Origin of the sequence: Bifidobacterium sp. B4079 (assembly GCF_026537385.1) — a bacterium.
In the GTDB taxonomy this organism is placed as follows: domain Bacteria; phylum Actinomycetota; class Actinomycetes; order Actinomycetales; family Bifidobacteriaceae; genus Bombiscardovia; species Bombiscardovia asteroides_I.
In genome coordinates this window covers 216,884-233,421 of the sequence record NZ_JAFNMH010000001.1, presented here as the reverse complement: position 1 = coordinate 233,421, position 16,538 = coordinate 216,884, and the positions used below count along the sequence as shown (strand labels likewise).

At 62.4% G+C, this 16,538-nt stretch carries 8 protein-coding genes; 3 read left to right on the top strand and 5 right to left on the bottom strand.

The genetic code is table 11. From position 1 onward, the window contains the following. Positions 1 to 67 precede the first annotated feature (67 nt). Positions 68 to 1,504 (top strand): type I glutamate--ammonia ligase, encoded by a 1,437-nt coding sequence (glnA, locus tag J3T95_RS00990; RefSeq protein ID WP_220236038.1) that lies wholly within the window; start codon positions 68 to 70, stop codon positions 1,502 to 1,504. Between the two features lie 202 nt (positions 1,505 to 1,706). Further along, positions 1,707 to 3,053 (top strand): MFS transporter, encoded by a 1,347-nt coding sequence (locus J3T95_RS00985; RefSeq protein ID WP_267450088.1) that lies wholly within the window; start codon positions 1,707 to 1,709, stop codon positions 3,051 to 3,053. Between the two features lie 97 nt (positions 3,054 to 3,150). Here the strand turns inward: J3T95_RS00985 and J3T95_RS00980 are convergent, their stop codons facing one another. From J3T95_RS00980 to J3T95_RS00970, 3 genes are all read right to left on the bottom strand, one after another. After that, positions 3,151 to 4,347 (bottom strand): Mrp/NBP35 family ATP-binding protein, encoded by a 1,197-nt coding sequence (locus J3T95_RS00980; RefSeq protein ID WP_267450087.1) that lies wholly within the window; start codon positions 4,345 to 4,347, stop codon positions 3,151 to 3,153. Positions 4,348 to 4,416: 69 nt separating this feature from the next. Next, positions 4,417 to 7,005 carry an NAD-dependent DNA ligase LigA gene (gene ligA, locus J3T95_RS00975; protein WP_267450086.1) on the bottom strand — a complete coding sequence of 863 codons (2,589 nt, stop codon included), beginning with the start codon at positions 7,003 to 7,005 and terminating at the stop codon, positions 4,417 to 4,419. Beyond that, positions 6,998 to 10,276 (bottom strand): tetratricopeptide repeat protein, encoded by a 3,279-nt coding sequence (locus tag J3T95_RS00970; protein ID WP_416378738.1) that lies wholly within the window; start codon positions 10,274 to 10,276, stop codon positions 6,998 to 7,000. Before J3T95_RS00970 ends, ligA begins: the two co-directional genes overlap by 8 nt. 203 nt (positions 10,277 to 10,479) lie before the next feature. Here J3T95_RS00970 and J3T95_RS00965 point away from each other — a divergent pair, with 203 nt between their 5' ends. Further along, the gene (locus J3T95_RS00965) at positions 10,480 to 12,735 is read left to right on the top strand and encodes a hypothetical protein (protein WP_267450084.1); all 2,256 of its coding nucleotides are present in this window, start codon (positions 10,480 to 10,482) and stop codon (positions 12,733 to 12,735) included. Between the two features lie 18 nt (positions 12,736 to 12,753). On the opposite strand, the gene J3T95_RS00960 is transcribed toward J3T95_RS00965, so the two are convergent. Beyond that, on the bottom strand, positions 12,754 to 14,991 hold the full coding sequence (locus J3T95_RS00960) for a glycoside hydrolase family 3 C-terminal domain-containing protein (RefSeq protein WP_267450083.1): 2,238 nt from the start codon (positions 14,989 to 14,991) through the stop codon (positions 12,754 to 12,756). Between the two features lie 71 nt (positions 14,992 to 15,062). Beyond that, positions 15,063 to 16,439, bottom strand: a complete 1,377-nt coding sequence (locus tag J3T95_RS00955; RefSeq protein ID WP_258561456.1) for an MFS transporter — start codon at positions 16,437 to 16,439, stop codon at positions 15,063 to 15,065. Positions 16,440 to 16,538: the final 99 nt, after the last annotated feature.

Genomic DNA, 16,538 nt, shown 5'->3' with positions numbered 1-16,538 from the left:
ACGGCGCATTGCCGAAAAACCGGTCCCCTAGACTGGATGTTACGGTTTTCAGGAAAGGAGCAGTTCAGTGAAAGAACTGAAATCAAAGGCCGATTGCGAAGCTCTGATCAACCAGGAGGGCGTGGAATATGTCTCAGTCAGGTTCACGGACCTGATCGGGGTACAACAGCACTTCACCGTGCCCGCCAGTGAATTCCTGAAAGACGCTTTCACTGACGGCATGGCCTTCGACGGCTCCTCCGTCCAAGGATTCCAAGCCATCAACGAATCCGATATGAAGCTGATTCCAGACCCTGAAACAGCCTATCTGGATCCATTCCGCCGCCACCGCACTTTGAACGTGGCATTCTCCATCGTGGACCCGGTGACCGACGAGCCATACTCGCGCGACCCCCGGCAGATCGCCTCCAAGGCTGAGGCCTATCTTCGCTCCACCGGCATCGCCGACACGGCATCCTTTGCTCCTGAGGCTGAGTTCTTCATCTTCGACAAGGTCCGCTTCGAGAACAGCATGCAGCGCTCCTTCTACGAGGTCGACTCCATCGAGGCCCCTTGGAACTCGGGCGTGGATGTCGAGGAAGACGGCTCCGACAACATCGGTTTCAAGAACCGGGTCAAGAGGGGCTACTTCCCCGTGCCGCCCATCGATCACTACCAGGATCTGCGCGACGACATGGTGGCCAACCTGCAGAAGGTGGGCCTGATCCTGGAACGCTCCCATCACGAGGTGGGCGGCGCCGGCCAGCAGGAGATCAACTATCGCTTCAACACCCTGCTGCACGCTGGCGACGACCTGATGAAGTACAAGTACGTGGTTCACGAAACCGCTGCCCTGGCCGGCAAGGCGGCCACCTTCATGCCCAAGCCCATCGCCGGTGACAACGGGACTGGCATGCACTGCCATCAGTCCCTCTGGAAGGATGGCAAGCCCCTCTTCTATGACGAGAATGGCTATGGCGGACTCTCCGACATCGCCCGCTGGTACGTGGGCGGCCTGATCGAGCATGCCTCGTCCGTTCTGGCCTTCACCAACCCCTCCACCAACTCCTACAAGCGGCTGGTGCCCGGCTACGAGGCCCCGGTCAACCTGGTCTACTCGGCGCGAAACCGTTCGGCGGCCATCCGCATCCCTCTGGCCGGCACCTCGCCGGCTGCCAAGCGGATCGAGTTCCGCGCCCCCGACCCCTCCTGCAACCCCTTCCTGGCCTTCTCGGCCCAGCTGATGGCAGGGCTGGACGGCATCCTCAACCACACCGAGCCTCCGGCCCCGATCGACAAGGACCTCTATGAGCTGCCTCCGGAGGAGCATGCCCAGATCAAGCAGGTACCCGGCTCCCTGGAGGAGGCGCTGAATGCCTTGGAGGAGGACCATGACTTCCTCAGCGAGGGCGATGTCTTCACCGACGACCTGATCCAGACCTGGCTGGACTTGAAGCGCGGCGAGTTGGACCAGACCCGTCTGGCCCCCACCCCTCTGGAGTACGAGCTCTACTTCCACATCTGAGTTCTCATGCCGACTAAGGCTGGCTGACCAGCCAGGTCGCATAGGGCCTGATCCTTCCTGCTGAAAGGTCAGGCCTGTTTGTATTATCACGACCATCGGCATCCGCCAATTGATGGCAACACGCCAGCTCCGGCCCTCCGGCAGCGGTCAGGCCAGAATGAAAGGCAGGTATGAAAAACGGATCCGATGGAGGTGTAGACCGATGCGCTGGCTGCGTGAGTTCATGGAGTTGCCCGTATATCTGCGAGCCATGCTCATCGTGGACCTCATGTGCAACTTCGGCATCGGCCTGGTCATGCCCATCGAGCTGCTCTTTGCCACCCATTCCCTGGGCGCCACCATGAGCGAGGCCGCCCTCCTGGTAACTATCAGCTCGGTGGGATCCCTTATTTCCAATCCCATCATCGGATGGGTCTCTGATCGCCGCTCCTCCTGGCTGGCCATGCATACGGCCATGATCTTTTCGGTCATCGGCCCCCTGATCTTCACCGTGGCCCACGACTACCGGGCAGCAGTGGCGGGAGCCTTCGTCTCGGGCCTGGGGATGGGTATGCAGACCTCCTGGGCAAGCATTCTGACGCAGATCTCCACCCGGGAGCAACACCGGATCGTCTACGGAATAAACCAAGCCGAGCTCAACCTGGGCATCGGCCTTGGAGCGGCCGTGGGCGGACTGCTGGCCGCCGGCGGCCAGGACTTCCTTTACCGCATTGGCTTCGGCGGCAGGGCTCTGGGATTCGTCCTGCTCAGCCTGTCCCTGTTGGTCATCGAACGCCACTGGCAGCTGCGTCGGCTGACGGCTGAACTCAAGGCCAAGGCAGAGCGGGAGGCCGTCCAGGAATCCGCAGGGGCCACGGGCGCTCTGCAGGCTAAGCAGTCGGACAACAAAGAAAGCATGGCCATCAACGGCACCTTCGGAGGGCGAACCAGCTCACTGACCAGGGTGCTGGCCTCCATGGCCCTGCTGACCCTAGGCACCTTCTTCATGGACCTTTTCGGCTACTCTCAGTTTGACGCCGGTCTGGTCACCACCCTGATTTCGGATCCGCACATCCCCCGCTGGTCCCTTTCGGTGGTGGACGTGGTCAACACTTTCTCAGTGGTCATCATGAATATCGTGCTGCTGCCCCGGCTCAAGAACGCCAACCACGTGCGCCTGCTGCGCACCGTGCCGGTCTTCTGGGCTGCGGCCTGGGTGATCATCGTCCTTGGCCTGCGCCTGGATTCCACCCCCGGCGCCCTGAGCATAGCCTCCCTGGGCATCACCATTTTCGGACTGGGCGAGGTCATGATGGGCATCTCCCAGCCGGTGGTGGCCGCCGAGCTGGCCGGGCCATCATTTAGCGGACGCATGTTCGGCCTGCTCAACACAGCTGCCTCCCTGGGCTACATCGTAGGACCCATGTTCGCCTCCTACATCCTGGCCGGACATGAGGTCATCCCCTTCCTGGCCATGTGTGCCATTGGCCTGGTCGTGCTGGCAGTGCCCTGGTTCCTGGCCATCCCATCGCGGCAGATCACCAGCCAGAAGAGCCCGGCCGCCATCTAATCTCAGGCAAGGCACGACGCCGGGCAAAACTTCGGAAGGGGCAGATTCGAAAGGCGTCCAAGAAGGCAGATCCGCAGTTGCCAGTCCTCATTTAAAGTCAGTCTTCGCCGGCAGCCCGACGGGCATCGCCAGGCTCCGAACCCGCCATCAAGGTCTTGGCCAGGTCCACAAACCGTTTGGTCAGCGGAGAGTCATCCAGGGATCCATCCGGTCTGAGTACAGCCGGTCGCCCGGACTCTCCAGACTCGCGCAGGTCGGTCTGCAGGGGCAGCTGCTCCAGCAGGGGCACCTGATATCCCAGGTCACGGGTCAGCTGGTCGGCCACACGCTGGCCGCCTCCCTGACCGAAGATGCGAAGCCGTTCGCCATTGTGCTCGTACCAGGACATGTTTTCGATCACACCCTGGACTTTAGTGGGCAGCTGCAGGGCCACCAGACCTGAGCGAACAGCCACCTGCGAGGCCGATGGCTGGGGGGTGGTGACCACGATCAGCCGGCTGTTGGGCAGGGCCTGGGCCACGGACAGGGCCATGTCTCCGGTGCCTGGGGCCAGATCCAGCAGAAGCACATCGGGGTCGCCCCACCAGACATCAGAGAGGAACTGTTCCAGCGAGCGCTGCAGGCGCGGACCCCTCCAGAGGATGGCCCGGTCCGACCCGGCGAACATGCCGATGGAGATCAGCTTGACCCCCCAGGCGGTGACCGGCATCAACATGCCATGCAGATTGGTAGGCCGATTGCGCACGCCGAAGAGCCCAGGCAGGGAGAATCCGTAGATGTCCGCGTCAATGGCGGCCGTGTCATAGCCCAGGGCAGCCAAGGTGGCAGCAAGATTGACGGTCACCGAGGACTTGCCCACGCCGCCCTTGCCCGAGGCGATGGCAAAGATGCGGGTGCCCACGCCAGGCTTGGAAAAGGGATTGCTGCGCCGGGCCGCCTTGAGGTCGGCTACCAGGTTGTCCAGCTTCTCCCGGCTCATCGAGGAGACATCGATATGCGGGCGCAGCCGGGCTCGCGGATATGAGGTCACGGTTCCATTGATCTGGTTGGTAATAGTGGTCGACAATGGGCATCCCTTGATGGTCAGCTCCACCCGCACGGTCACCTCGTAGTCGGCTTGGGCATCCCTGGCTGGCTCGACAATGATGTCGGTGATCATGCCCAGATCAGTAATGGATCGGCCCAGTTCCGGATCAATGACCCGACTGAGCCGCTCATAGACCTCCCCCTTGATTCTTCGAGGCAGTTCCTCTAGATTCCGGGTCCTTTCCTTGCCATGCTCTGCTTGTTCCATGCCGTCACCATATCGCGCCCAGCCATCCGCTGCCAGGGCGCGGCTGGTCGGATATTGCGAATGTCACAATCAGCCTTGTGCTGGGTTGGGATCGCCGGTATCAAGCAAGCGATGGAAGCCCGCCTCGTCCAGGATCGGCAGGCCCAGACTCTCAGCCTTGTCGGCCTTGGAGCCCGGGTTGGCACCCACAACCACATAGGTGGTCCTTTTACTGACGGATCCGGAGGCCTTGCCGCCGCGCTCCACGATGGCCTCCTTGGCAGAGTCCCTGGAGAAGTCCTCCAGGCTGCCGGTGACCACCACGGTCATGCCTTTCAGGGTCTGCGGCTTGGTGCTGCGTTCGACGTGAGCACCCACCCCGGCGGCCTGCCAGGAATCCAGGATGCGCCCGCGCCAGTCGTTGGGCTGTCGGGCGCCCTGGAACCAGTCGTGGATGGAGTGCGCGATCTCGGGGCCCACGCCGTCCAGCTCGGACAAGTCCTCCACGCTGGCCTCCTCCACCGCCTCGAGAGACGGGAAGCGGGTGGCTATGGCCCGGGCCGAGGTCGGTCCCAGGTGCCGGATGGATAGGGCCACCAGAACCCTCCACAGGTCGGCATGCCTGGCCTTGTCGATCTCTTCGAGCATCTGCAGGGTGTTCCTGGAGGGTTGGGCATCAGCACTGCCCAGTGCAGCCTCCTGAGCCTGGGTCTCATGGCTGTTCATGGCCCGTTCGCCGTGGCCTGCCTGATCGCCCTTGGGCAGGTTGTAGAAGGCAGGCACACGGTACCACAGGCCGCTGCCGCCAGTCCGGCGCTTGATCGCAGCTCGTCCCTGCCGACCTTCGACTTCCGCCTGCTCCATCAGGGGGACCTCGCGCCAGACATAAACCTGGCGCAGATCCTCCGCCTTCAGGTCGAAGAGGCCTGCCTCGCTGGTCAGGACAGAATCCTGCCGAGGCGGAAGCTTCAGATCCGGATCCGGCTGGTAGGGGGCTGCCTGGCCGCCTTGGTCAACCAGAACCTCACGCAGGCCAGGAGCATAGACCTCAACGGAATCGGGCCGGTTCTCATCGGGATTGGTCAAGGCTATGGCGCTCTGCTCCCCCAGATGTTCGATATCCAGGGCTTTGCGCGAAGCCATGTGGATGATCCGCTCGGTCAGCTGGGCCGGGCAGGACTCCACATTGGGGCAGCGGATGTCCACATCGCCCTCCTTGGCCGGAGCCAGACGGGCGCCACAGCTGGGGCAGATCTCGGGCATGACGAAGGGTCTCAGGTCCTTCTCGCGCCCCTTCCTGGCCTCGACGACCGGTCCGACCAGCTCGGGAATCACATCGCCCGCCTTGCGGACCACGACCGTGTCCCCGATCAGAATGCCCTTGCGCTTGACCTCGGAAGCGTTGTGGAGGGTGGTCCTGGAGACCGTGGAACCGGCCACGGTGACCGGGGTGAGAACCGCCACCGGGGTAATCCGCCCGGTTCGGCCCACCTGGACGGTGATGTCCAGAAGCCGGGTATTGACCTCCTCCGGAGGGTACTTGTAGGCCACGGCCCAGCGGGGGGCACGGGAGGTGGCGCCCAGCCTGCGCTGAAGATCCCGGTCCTGCAGCTTGACCACGATGCCGTCCAAGGCGTGCTCGATGTCGTTGCGGTGCTGGCCGTAATAGTCGATCATGTCCAGGATCTGGTCGAAGGACGTGACGACCCGGTTGTGGGGGGAGACCGGAATCCCCCACTGCTTATAGAGGTCGTAGGCCTGGGACTGGTCGATGACCTCGTCATGAGTCCCCTTGGGATGGGCTGGCCCCCACCTCAGAGAGCCAAGGCCATGGGCGTAGAAGCTCAGACGGCGGCTGGCAGTGATGCGCGGATCCTTCTGCCTCAGGGATCCGGCGGCGGCGTTGCGGGGGTTGGCGAAGGGCGCCTTGCCCTCCTGCTCCTGTTGCTCGTTCAAGGCGTTGAAGTCGTCGAACCGCATGAAGACCTCGCCGCGGACCTCCACGAATTCGGGGATGTCGCGGGCCGGCCCGGACAGGTTCTGCGGAATGCTCGAAATGGTCCTGACGTTGAGGGTAATGTCCTCACCGGTCACCCCGTCCCCCCTGGTCAGGCCCTGCTCCAGGACCCCGTTGCGGTAGAGGAGGTTGAGGGCCAGGCCGTCGATCTTGACCTCGCTGGTCATGGGCAGGGCCTCGTCCTGCGGCCAGTCGAGCTCGCTGCGCAGCCCGTCATACCACTGGCGTAGCTCGGCGACGCTGAAGACGTCATCCAGGCTGAGCATCTGGGAGGGGTGGCGGACGGAGGCGAAGTCGTTGGAGAAAGTCCCTCCGACCCGGTGCGTCGGCGACTGGGGAGTGTCCAGGCTGGGGAAGCGGGACTCCAGCTCCTGCAGGCAGCGCATCCTGGCGTCATAGGCCGCGTCGGAGGAGACCGGCGCATTGTCTATATAGTAGGCGACCTGGTCGGACTCCACCCAGGCGGCCAGCCTGGACCAGAGGCGCTGGGCCTGCTGGGCTCCCAAGGATTCAAAGTCCAGCTCCCCCAGTCGCATGGCATCAGCATCGTCTGGTTGAAGAGAGGCTATCCATCGGTCAGTGCCCGGCCTGGGCCTGGAATCGGCATTCCCGCCCTCGTCACTGGATTGCTGGATATCTTCCCGAGCTGTTTTGTCATGCATTGAGCGACCTCATGAACTGTGCCTGTACCACATCAACACCTTCATTATCGTCGTCGTTCATCCTTGCGGCCGCCATTGACAATGTTCGGGCCGGGACGAAGAGCCCGCCGTCCACACAGATGCGTGCTGCCTGGCGAACTATCGAAGCCACCTCGGTGTGAGGCCAGACCGGCAGACCGTGTTCAGCCAGCACCCGGCGTGCCTGCCTGTGATCTTCGGGCAGGACCACGCATTGGGAGCGGGCCCTGGCCTGCAGCTCAGACAGTTCGTTCTTGAGGGCTGGTATCCGGTCGGGACTGATGTGCTCGCTCATCAGGTAGGCCGCTGCAGCTACGTCGAATTCGTCGCGCATCCATGAGGCATAAGCAAGGCGGTAGTAGGCGAAGGAGGCATCGTCCCGGTCCAGGGCCACCCGCAAGGCGTTCAGTGTGGCAGCCCGGGCCGAATCCCAGTCCTCGCGGTTGGCCAGCATGACCGCCAGCTTCAGGTGGGAGAGCGGGTAGGCGGGCGCATAGGCCACCATGGCGTTCAGATGCTTGAGGGCTGCCTGGTCCTCCTTGAGCTGTGCCAGCAAGTCGGCTATTTCCAGGTGGGCGTAGAAGAGGTTGTCAGGGATGAGCAGGGTCCGCTCCCCCGGTGTAGCGAAGAGGCGGTTATAGACCACCCGCTCGGCATAGGAATTGAAGTAGCGGGGCACCTGGCCCTCGGCCGCAAAGACGGCATCCAGATGGGCGATAGCGTCTTGCTCAACCTGTATGCCCTGGGCTGCGCCGCCGGAGAAGAGCAGATCGCGGGCCCTGACGCGCACCTTGTCCAGCTGGGAGGACAAGGAGAAGTCAAAGTCGGGAACAGGGGTGCCGTCGATCATGGCGCTGGCGACCTGTGGGGCCAGCTGTTCCAGCTCCGGGTCGCCAATACTCTGGATGATGCTTGTAGCCTCCTGGGCCTTGGCTGCTGATGTCATGGTCCGGTTTGAAGCCAGCTGGTGGAAGCCGCCTACAGCCCTCTGCAGCAGGTCGGCCCGTTGGATTGAAAGGTCCACGGCCTTATGCGCGCCCAGGGCTTTGGCGGACTTGTCGGCAAAGGTCACCTCGGAAAACTCGGGCTCCTCCTGGCTGCCATGCGGGCTGAAGCGGTCATCGCGCATGTCGAAGACAGCCTCAGTGGGCTTGAGCCCGCCTTGAGAATCCACCTGCATGGCCGCATCGAAGAAGCGGTAGATGGCACATGGATCCTTCAGACCCTGCGAACGGATGCGGGAGAGGAAGAGTTCCCTGCTGAAGACCACCGAGACCAGGTTTCGAATGGTCGGATTGCTCTGCAAGGCGCTGAGCGGATTCTGGGATCCGTCGTCAGTCTGATCAGCAGAGGCGTCTTCGCCCGAGACATCGTCGTTCGTTGTATCATCGGCGGTCGACTCATCCGAATCGGACCCATTGGCTGATGACGGCGCTGCAAAGGCGGCAGAGTCAAGGTCCACGCCCTGCATAAGATCCTTGAACTCTCGGTCCACGGATTCCTTTTCGCCCTGATCCTCGGCCTTGTCCTCTTCACTTCCCTCTTGTTGCTCAGGAGCCATCCGGGAGGCAATGGGCTTGGCGGGATCGCCATGCACATCGCCATCCTTGGGATCAGCCTTGGACCCAGTGGGGGCCACCTCGCCGGAACGCATGCGCTCAAAAGCCTCCAGGGCCTGTCCCATCATGGTCCTGATGGCCGAGTTTTGCTGGTCGACTGCCTCTTCCAGACCGATGGAGTCAATCTGAAGGCTGACCTCGCGCACGGACGGATCCACCCCAAAGGCCAGGGCAGCCATCATCAGCCCGACGCGCAGGTTGTAGTCAGCGCTCATGGCGGAACGCTCACCGTCGTTCAGATCCCGCCAGGCCCTTGACTGGTCCTCATAACGGCTGGAGGGCATCATGGTGCGTCCTGCCGCGGTGAAGGCCAGGGCCACCTGTCCTTGGGCGAGGTTTGACCTGAACTCTACATCGAAACGGAAGGGCAGCCGGAGGGATCGCACCAGCATGGACAGCGTCTGCCGGTAAACCCACTCGGATCGCACCGGCTCCTGGCCCTGGCCGTCCGCTCGCACCGGCAGAGCCTGGGGAGCTTGTTGTCGGACCATGACGGCGGTGGCCGCAGCCTTATCAACCATGGCGTTGATAGCAGTCCGCCCGTCGTCCTCCAGGGGGTCGAAACGAATAGGATAGTCCCCCGGGCGCATCAGGGCGACAATGGCAGGATCATCCAAAAGGGCCTGGTCCAGCCGGGTTGCCTGGACACGGTTGACCGAGTCCTCAGTGGGCAGCGTTCCCAGCCGGGCATTGCGCTCCAGCCAGGCGCTGACAGCGGCAAACCTGTTGAGATTACCCTCGATGCGCAGGGCCGCCAGAGCGGCAGTGAACTCCAGACCGTTGTCCCAGCTCAGGAAGTAAGCCCCTGAATAAGAGGAGGCATACAGATGCAGGGGCTCGGCCCCATGAACGGCCTCAAGACCCGAGACGGGCGAGAGTGCCCCAGCCTCACGCATCAGGTCGGCGAACAGATCCTCCAAGCCGGAGACCCGCTGCCCGTGGGAGCGCGCCTGGATCATGTCGCCCACGCTGCGTCGGATGGCTCCCATGGGCGCCTCCCGGTTGAGCCGGTAGAAGATGTTACCCGAGCCGAACCCAGTGAAGGTTCCCTGGATGCGCGGCAGCAGGCAGGCGGCGAAGAAGGCAATGGCTACGGCATCCCGGTACTCCAGGTCCTGGCGCATCTCAGGAGGCAGGAGTGGACGCAGCTGCTCAAGTGAATAGCGGCCATCGGCTCGCAGCCAGGAGGCCAGCCAACGCATGTGGCCAGCATCGTCTCTGCCTGCTACAGCACCCTGCAGGGCGCGGACCGGCCCCGAATCCTGACCTGGATCACGGCCCAGCCGACGACCGTCGGCCAGGGTCACCTCCTCTTCCCGGCCCAGCAAGAAGGCAGGCTCCATGTTCTGCAAGTCCATCCGGCTCTGCTCGCCGATGAAAACCCGGCCATGATCGTCGGACAGAGCGATCTGAGCAAAGTGACGACGATCGGTGAAGACTCCCAGCGCGAAGCCGCGGCCGGGCGCATCTGGCCACTGGACCCAGCCCAGCGTCAGTCCCTCGGGCACGCCCTGCAAGCGGGGGAAGAGCCGACGCTTGACAGCGACACCTAAAATACGGCTGTGGGAGGCCAGAAAATCGCGCATCTGACGATCATCAGGATGACGCCCCGTCCGGTTGATCAGATTGACCATGTCGGCCGCCGAAGAATTCAGGGGATGATCTCCGCGACCCCCTGTGGTCGGCCGAGAGGAGCCTGCCAGTCCCTCCAGTGCGGAAAGAATGGAACGGCCCAGGCCGGACAGATCCCCGAACCCTCGGGACTTCTTCGCGTTCTTGGACATACTTTCGATTGTCCCAATCCAGCCCGACATGTCGCCGTTAGAATAAAACCGTGATGATTCTGCCAGTCCTGCGACGCCCCACCCCGGCCAAGGGCACGACCATCCGCCTCCTGGCAGCACTTGTCGTTGTGCTTGTCCTCGAACTGGGAGCATTCAACCTGGCTCATTGGCAGTCGCTGGCGGCTTCCTCCTCAAACTCTTCGGCAAGGACTACGGACAGCACTCAGTCCCGACCGGACCGGCTGGGACCAGGGCTGTCCACACTGCCGGGCGGAAGACTAAAGGTCACCGATCCATCCAGGGCCTGGATGGACGTCCCTGTCGCCGATGGACAGGCATCCTTCGTTCAGGCCCATCTGGCAGAAGACATCAAGGGTCCATCCCTGTCGCAGATCCATGTACGTCTTGACCTGCGCCTGGCCGGCGACAGGGGTTGGATCCAGGGCACCCGAGGACTGATCTGCCCCGGTCAGACCCGCAGCCACTATCTGCGCGTCAGAGGGAATCCCAGCGGCGCCCGGATCCAGGCCATGCGCCTATGGATACAGGAGCCCATCGGGTCCAGGCTGCAGCTGAGCGGAATGACCCCGGCAAAGGTGGTCCCCCTGGACCTCAACCCGGCGCGGATACTGATGCTGGCCTGTTTTGCGGCGCTGATCCTGGGCTACCTGCCCGGCTCGGTCCTCTGGCGGACCCGGCTGGATACAAGCTCAGCGAGTCAGCATCTGGCCCTGGCCATGATTCTGGCTCCGCTGGCAGCCTGGTCCTGCTGGAACATCCAGCACGATCTGTCCACCTTCACTCCCATGGCCTATCACCAGCCGAACGCCTACGTATACGACTTCAACCAGTACGACCACGTAGCCCAGGCCCTGCTGCATGGACGCCCCTGGCTGGATCTGGGCCAGGCGCCAGGTCTGGCCCAGGCAGCCAACCCCTTCGACATAGCCACCCGTAACGCGCTGCTGGCCCAGGACCAGCAACCCATATATTGGGACTACGTCTACCGGGGCGGCCACTGGTATTCCTACTTCGGTGTCCTGCCAGTGCTGCTGCTCTTCCTGCCCTACCGAGTGATAACCAGCCTGGTGCATCCAGGCGGCTATGCCCTGCCCACCAGTTCGGCTGCGGCCCTGCTGGTCGCGACGGCCACCGTCATGACGGCCCTAGCTACCATCCGCCTGCTGGCCCGCTGGTTCCCACGGGTCAATCTGGCCGTGGTCGGCATGGCCCTTATAACCATGCTGGGAGGATCCGGCATGGTCTACCTCTGGTGCCGCCGCAACTTCTATACGATCCCTTTCGATGCCTCCCTGCTGGCGGTCATGACCGGGCTCTGGCTCTGGATGGGGGCCAGACGGGTTCAGCGACAGGCTGCAAACGCCGGTGAGCGTTCGGGGCGTGGATCAACACGGATGTGGACCGTGGAGGACGGGGACCAACCCTGGCATCTGTCCAAATCTCGGCTCTTTCTGGGATCGCTGTCAGTGGCCGCCACCCTGGGCTGTCGGCCCACCTTCCTCGCTGCCGGCCTGCTGGCGCTGCCCCTGTTTGTCAAGGAGATAAGGGCAGTCGTCAAGGCCCTGTTCACGCGTGGACGCCATCCGGCTGGCATGTCCCGGAGGCGGGCACTGTCCCTGCTGGCCTGCTGCCTCTTGCCGGTCCTCCTGGTCGCCGCCCCTCTGCTCTGGTACAACCGTTGGCGCTTCGGGTCCCTGCTGGATTTCGGCAACCGGTATCAGATGACCGTCCTGGACCTGACCAACTACCATCCCGGCATCCAGGGCCTGCTTCAGATCTTTGGCTACTACCTGCTGCAGCCTTTGACCACCCTGCCGGTCTTCCCCTACTTGCAATTCTCCCCCGCTCCCATGCGGGTCTGGCACTTCACCGAGCCTGGCCTGGGCGGGCTCCTGGTCACCACCCCGTCACTCGCGCTGGCCCTTGCTCTTCTTGCTCTGCCCCGGGTGCGAAAAGAGCTACAGCGTCGGGGATGGATGCCCGCCTTGGTCTTGGCCCTGGCTCTGGCAGCCCTGGTCATGGCTGCAGACTCCTATCTGGGTGGATTTTCGGTGCGCTACACCATTGATTTCGCCTGGTTGGTCTGCCTGGTCGCTGTTGTGGCCATGGCCGCCGCATCCTCGACATATGAAGACGGCCGCCCCGCAGCGGAAGCGGCCGTCATGAGCCTGCTGACACTGGGGTGCCTGGCTGGTCTGGTCCTGGCCTTGGTCAACGCCATAGTCCTGCTGGAGCACTTCGACCCCAGTCAGGCCATGAACGTAGCCGTCTGGTTCCTAGCACCCTGAGCCCAGCCGACCACGGTATCAGGAGTCCAGACCCTGCTGCTTGAGGGCCTGGTGATACCGGTCGACCATGTCGGCCACGATGCCATTGCCATCACCGCCCGACAGGGTGATCACCGAGGCCAGGGGCATGGTGTCAAAGAGCTGGGCCGTATTGGGATCGTCGGGCAGAGGTATGCCATCCTGCTCGATACGATCGCGCAGGATGGGCCCGCCGATCGAATTCTCGCGCCACTCCGCCATGGTCGATTCAGCATTCAACGGAATAAAGCGGCCGTCGCCATCCACCTGCAGGTCCTGCTCCGCAACCAGATCGCGACTGGAGGTGCCCACTTGGATGCGGTAAGTGCCCGCCTCCACATGCCAGCCATCCATGACCGTTGACCAGTAGGCGAAGTCGCGCTCAGTCAGGTCCATGCTCACTCGGCTGGACTGTCCGGCTTTCAGGAAGACCTTGGTGAAGGCCTTGAGCTCATGGCTGGGCCGATTCACCCGGCTGGAGCAGGGGGCCACATAGACCTGCACGGTCTGAGCGCCATCCGCCTGCGAGGTGTTGGTCACGGTCACCTCCACCCGAGCCGAGTTGGCTCCGGTCTTGGTCACCGCAATCCGTTCCAGTGCAAAGTCGGCATAGGACAGCCCGAATCCGAAGGGGAAGGCCACCGGTCGCTGGAAAGTATCGTAGTAGCGGTACCCCACGTAGACGCCCTCGCCATAGCGGGAGTGACCCTCCTCGCCAGGGAAGGAGGTAATGGTGGGGTTGTCCTCCAGCCGGACCGGAATGGTTTCAGGCAGATGACCCGAGGGGTTAGCGGCACCGGTCAGCACATCCACCACGGCGCGTCCGCCCTCCTGGCCCAGCAACCAGGTTTCCAGCAGACCCTTGGTATTGTCCATCCAATCGGCAACCGTCACCACTGCTCCGTTGGAAAGGACGGCAACCACCCGGTCGTTGACCTCGGACACGGCCCTGAGCAGAGCCACTTGCTTGTCGGGAAGATCCATACTGGTGCGGTCGAAGCCCTCGGACTCGGCGTATTCAGGCAATCCCAGGAAGAGCACCACGGTGTCGGCTCCGCGCGCTACCTCAAGCGCCTGCTGGGTCAGAGCAGGATCCTGTTCCTTCTCGTCCAACGTGAACCCGGGAGCAAAGTCCACATTTATGCCAGCCTCTTTGAAGCCACCCAGGACCGAGGAGACCTCGGTGGGTGTGATGTGCGAGGAGCCTCCGCCCTGGTAGCGCGGAGTCCGGGCGAACTCACCGATGACGGCGATCTTCTCCTTCGGGTCAAGGGGCAGGATCCGGTCCTCGTTGCGCAAGAGGACGATGGACTCCTGGGCCGCTCGACGAGCCATGTTGTTGTGTTCCTGGACGTCGTAGCGATAATCCTGTCGGGACATGGCCGGACGGGCCTTTTCGATCAGGTCCAGGACCCCCTGGGCCATGCGGTCCAGCTGTTCCTTGTCCAGCTTGCCAACCTGTACGGCCTGGACTACCTGGTCGTCAGTGCGGGAAGGCGGCATCTCCAGGTTGAGCCCGGCCTGCAAGGCATTGACCCTGTTGTGGACGGCACCCCAGTCGGACATGACCATGCCCTGGTAGCCCCACTCACCGCGCAGAACGTCCGTCAGCAGCCAGCGGTTCTCTGAGCTGAAGACCCCGTTGAGCTTGTTGTAGGCGCACATGATGGTCCATGGCTTGGCATTCCTGACCACATATTCGAAGGCCGACAGATAGATCTCGCGCAGGGTGCGCATGTCCACGTCAGAGCTGACCCTGAGCCGGTCTGTTTCCTGGTTGTTGGCTGCAAAGTGCTTCAGAGAGGTTCCCACCCCCTTGGACTGGACCCCTTCGACCAAACCTGCGGCTTCATGCCCGGCCAGCACAGGATCCTCCGAGTAAAACTCGAAATTACGACCGCCCAGCGGGCTGCGCTTGATATTGATACCGGGTCCCAGGATTACGGCCACCTTCTCCTGGACGCACTCCTCGCCCATGGCCTGGCCCACCTGGTAGGTCAGATCAGGGTTCCAGGAGGAGGCCAGTCCCGCTGTCGGGGGGAAGCAGGTGGCCGGGACCGATCCGTAGACGTCGGAGCCAGTGGCCTTGCGCAGGCCATAGGGACCGTCGGTGATCATATAGCCTTCATAGCCCTTGTCGGTCAGTCCCTGCAGGTGCCAGGAGTCGGATCCCGAGGTCAGCGAGGCCTCCTCTTGCAGTTCCAAATCCTTGGCTTTGGTACGCGATTCTTCTGTCATGTCTTTTTTCCTTTCGGGTTTGATCGGCCGGGCCGCTGCTCAGCACAGGTCCGGATTACAGGTTTTCAGACTCACTTGACCTTGCGAATCATCATGATGAATACGGTTCCCACCAGCAGGCAGGCGATGGCGACCGGGAAGATCATCCTGTAGCCGTCGAAGAGTCCAATGACCAGCGTGGTGCACCCGGGAGCGATCACCTGACCGATCGTATTGGCCAGGTTGAGGATGCCCAGATCCTTGCCTGCCTCCTTGGCGTTCGGCAGCACATCGACGTTCAGCGCCTGATCGACTGACATGTAGCAGCCATTACCGATTCCAGCCAGGGCGGCATAAATGTACATACCCGTTGCAGTTGGCATCAGGAATGGGAAGAGTATGCCGATAGCGAGAATCAGACAGCTAGTGGCTACAATCACCTTTCTCCTGTGTAGAAAGTCCGAAAGCGGGCCCGAAACCACGGAAGCCAGGATGGTGGTCACCACCGAGATCAGGGCCATGATCTTGAGTGTGGATGCGGCCTGGGCATCGCTCAGGTGACAGTACTTTTGCAGTATGTAGAGCTGGTAGCCCTGGATCATGAAGCATCCGACGACGAAAGTGAACCTGCCCAGAAGCGCCAGGTAGAAGTCGCGGCAATTTTTGGTGGGCGGTATGAAGGACCGGCCGACATCTGCCCAGGTTCGTTCCACGACCGTGTTGGCAGCCGACTTCTCCCGGGGCCAGATCAACACAGTGAGGATACCAGAGAAGAGGAAGATGATCATGGCGACTACAAGGCCTGTATGGATGCTGGCTATGAAGGAGCTGCCGATGATGGTTCCCAGCTGCTGGCCGATGACCTGGCTGGCGCCATAGAGTGCCGAATAGGTTCCCCTGGTCGACTCAGGAATCCTGTCTGAAAGGACTGCCACGGCCGGGGCTATCAGGCAGTTGATGCCCACCTGCACAATGCACCAGCCGAGGATGATCATGGCGAGTGTATGGGACTGGATAACCAGCAGAAAACCAAGGGCGCCGATAATTCCGCCCAACACGATCCAAGGGGTGCGCTTGCCGACTCGGAACCTCGACATGTCTGAGAGAGCACCGAAAACAACGTTGGCCACTAAGGCGAACACGCAGCCGATCGAATTCATTGTCCCCAGAGCCGCTTCAGCGCTGACCCCATGCAGGGAATTGAAAATCTGCGGCAGGAGGACCCCGGATCCCATGGTAAAGGGCGCAGCCCAGAGCAGGGATACCAGGACGAAGCCAATGGCAAAGCGGACCTTCTCCGCATTGTTGAGCCTTCTGCCCGTGTCCGGAGCCAGGCTCGCGTCAATGCCCCGGTCCGCTGCGGCGCCTCCGGTCTCATCTGCGGAGGCCATGGCCTTGATGTCTTCCCCGACTCGAGCGCCAACCCCCTCAGCTGGATTTCTCCTCTGACCCTTATTTCCGTTCCCCATTATCGTCTTTCCTTCCTGTGCAACCCTGCAGTCAGTAGCTCATCATTGAGCCTAACCAATCTCCCCCTTCCATGATGAATGGTCACTTAGAACTTATTA